This window comes from Bacillus sp. EB600 (genome assembly GCF_024494385.1).
Lineage (GTDB): Bacteria > Bacillota > Bacilli > Bacillales > Cytobacillaceae > JAEVLT01.
In genome coordinates this window covers 1-3,352 of the sequence record NZ_JAEVLT010000094.1, presented here as the reverse complement: position 1 = coordinate 3,352, position 3,352 = coordinate 1, and the positions used below count along the sequence as shown (strand labels likewise).

General features: G+C 39.9%; 2 protein-coding genes and 1 pseudogene. 2 read left to right on the top strand and 1 reads right to left on the bottom strand.

Going from position 1 to position 3,352, the window contains the following annotated elements; all coding sequences use genetic code 11:
* Positions 1-112: 112 nt before the first annotated feature.
* The gene (locus JN080_RS28495; protein ID WP_088087141.1) at positions 113-301 is read left to right on the top strand and encodes a hypothetical protein; all 189 of its coding nucleotides are present in this window, start codon (positions 113-115) and stop codon (positions 299-301) included.
* A 132-nt stretch (positions 302-433) separates the two neighbouring features.
* Here JN080_RS28495 and JN080_RS28490 read toward each other — a convergent pair whose 3' ends face one another.
* On the bottom strand, positions 434-2,227 hold the full coding sequence (locus JN080_RS28490; protein WP_256239308.1) for a multicopper oxidase family protein: 1,794 nt from the start codon (positions 2,225-2,227) through the stop codon (positions 434-436).
* A gap of 854 nt (positions 2,228-3,081) precedes the next feature.
* Here JN080_RS28490 and JN080_RS28485 point away from each other — a divergent pair.
* Positions 3,082-3,352 (top strand): annotated as a pseudogene (locus JN080_RS28485) (group II intron reverse transcriptase/maturase); the annotation flags it as partial.

Sequence of the window (3,352 nt, the reverse complement as noted above, 5' to 3'; positions counted from 1 at the left end):
CGGGTGCTTTACTTGAAGAAGCCAAAAGGACCTAAATGGTCCTTTTATATTTGGTAATAAAATACGAATTTCATTTATTGTATTGGAAATACTATCTGTCGAGGTGAAATAAATGAGCAGATTTAAAGTTGTGTTTGAGAATACAATCCAAAGTGGTGGGTTTTCATTGGAGCAGTATTTGATAACATTACATCAAGAAAAAGATATGTTGGATTCATTTGATGGTCATGATGATTACGAGTTGGACATGAGGTTATTTGAAGGGGAGATTCAGAAAGTTAACCGATTGTTGGAGAGCTAAGGCTCTCTTTTTTATTTATAAAATAAAGATTTTATTTTCTTCTTCAACTAACGAAGCAGTTTAGAATAAGAAATATGAAAAGACTAGCTCTTGATTTTTAAGCTAGTCTTTCTTTTTACCATTTCCTTAATTTTAAGGACGGTCATGATGAGAACGATGGTGATGAGGACGATGGTGATGAGGACGATGGTGATGAGGACGATGGTGATGAGAACGATGGTGATGAGAACTGGATTCATCATGAGAGCTGGAATCATCATGGGATTTTGACTCATCATGGTCATGGTCCTTTTTACATCCACAATGTTCGTTGTCCTCACGACAGCATTGGGTAAATGAATCATCTGGACATACTCCTGGTATGGGAATACATGGGTCAAAGTTTGGATTTTGAAGTACTTCGTACGGTCTCATCATATCATGGTCTTCATGTTCAAGGATATGGCAGTGCCAAGGATAAATTCCAGTGAACGGTCCGAAGCGGGCAATAATCCGGGTAACTTGATGTGGATTTGCACGGACGGTATCCTTCCAGCCTCTCTCATTTGCGGCAGGCGGGATCTCAGGACCGACAAGAATGAAGTGGCCTGACTGGTTTACTGTGAACTCTTGACGGTTAAGAACCTGGAATTGAACTAAGTGTAAATGAATGGGATGCGTATCCACTGTTTGGTTATAGAGGTCCCAGACTTCAATGGTGCCGTTTACTGGAGTTTCCGTAATGGGCAATTCGCTCCATCCCATATGATTTAATAATAGCAGTGGTCGTCCAAAATTATCGGTATCTTCATTTAGTGTGTTTTGACGAATCAGTGTAGTTGGAGTTCGGGTTAAACGCTCAAAACAAGGGCTTAGAATGTCCGGAACAACACTTGTATCTCGGTGAGATAGATGGCTTTTTACACGAAACTGCATAATTTGTGATGTATCCGCTGCTGGTGGATCACCATCTGGAAATGGTGCGTTTGCACTATTTGTAAGAATAATTTGTTGGCCCTTATGCATTGAAAAATCAACAATCACATCTGCACGTTCCGCAGGTGCAAGGATAATTTCGTTGACATATACAGGCTTTTCAAATAGGCCACCTTCTGATCCAATCTGTACAAATGTCTGACCTGAGCTTAATTGTAATTGATAGAATCGGGCATTCGACCCATTATAAATACGGAAGCGATATTTACGGGGCTCCACTTCAAGATATGGCCAAACCTTGCCATTCACCAAAATCGTATCCCCGAAAAACTCAGGTACAATTGACGGATTTGGGAATGGTGATACAGTTGGGGGTGTATCTGGCTTTGAAGGATAAAATAGTTCCCCGTTCGGGTAAAATGAGCGGTCCTGAATTAATAATGGTATTTCAAATTTGCCACTAGGAAGATTTAAGCTCTCTTCATGTTCATCACGGATAAAATATAGACCTGCGAGTCCAGCATATACATTTAAACGTGTAATCCCAAGAGCATGGTCATGGTACCAAAGAGGGGCTGGGCGTTGGCAGTTGGGATAGAAATATACTTCATGTAGAAATTTGGGACCCCTTTTTTTAAAATCTTTAGTAAACCAAGCTTCCGGAAACCCATCACTTTCAGGGCGAACTCGTCCTCCATGTAGATGAACAACTGTTCGAACGGAAGGCTGGTTTGGTTCTGCACCTTCAACCGAGCGATCAACAGGTAATAGATGTTCAAATGGAAGCTCGTTTATCCATTTAACCAAGATAGGATGGTCCCGTCTTGTTTCAAAAGTTGGACCAGGATAGGTTCTATTGTACCCCCAAACAGTTGTTGGCGGTAAGTCTCTGTGTAGCTGTTGTTTCACCTGCTTCATCGTTACCTCAAAGTATGGAATTCCATTTCGATGCCCAAGTGGTTGAATCACTGAAGGGAGAGGTAAAGCATCAACAAACTTGGCTAATGCCATAATATTTAATTCCTCCTTTTGCTATAAACAATTTTTCTAAGTTGTACTTGCAGTATATGGGGTAGAAAGGGATATGTAAGGGGCATAGGTACAAAAGCAATAAAAAAATTGAGCATTAGCAGGCGAATCTGAATGCCAGATTGTGAAGAGATGTACTGTGCGAAACGTTTCCTTATAAGTGAATAACACGAAATAGGAGGATTGCCAAGAGGTAATTACAACTGATTAATTGAAACTCGGAATGAAAGCCGTCATGTTGAGCTGAAACGAGTTATCTGATACTCCTACATGCATGGAATGGTAGTAGCCCGAACGTGTATGAAGCTAGGTGAAGTCGGCTGAAATGTACCTAAATTCTAAACAGAATACGGTTCGTGATAGGTCGGGATGCTACAAAATATCTAAGGTGAGGATGTCCAGACGGACTGACGAACTTGCGAATGTACGGGTCTATAAATTAATACGCTCGAAAGACGTATGCTGTAAATGCAGTGTCAAACACCGAAAAGTACGATTAGTACATAGGAACCTCGGAATATCTAACTAATGAGGATATAGAATTGACGGGCTTAAAGTAAGCACCTACGGATATATGTAAAGCTAGGTTAATCGGAACGTTGTAAGTAAGAAACATCCACTATAAAAACGACTACTATCGGGATGGTGTCTATAAGATATAAATATTGAAGTGACTTTATTCTTGCGAAAGAAGGGATATAGTACCAATGAAACGTGTAACGAGCGTGGAGGGATGGTCCCAAGTCTTATTCTTTGAAGGCAAATCAATTTAATGAAACTCACAGGGTCGAGTAAGATGATGGGATTTTCCGCAAGGAAGGAGAAACAATCCATCGGTGAGTACAGCTTTGCGACATGCAGAATATTACAGTATACAGGACATATTTGATGAACTTTACGAGCGAAGTAAAAACAATGCCACAAAGGGTTTAAGGCTATATGAACATATCATATCGAAAGACAATATCTTATTAGCCTTTCGGAACATCAAAGCGAATACAGGTTCAAAAACAGCTGGAACTGATGGTATCACGATTAACCAATACAAGATTGAAAACGTTGATAAATTTATTGAAGAAATTCGAAAAGCATTAAAGAATTATAAAC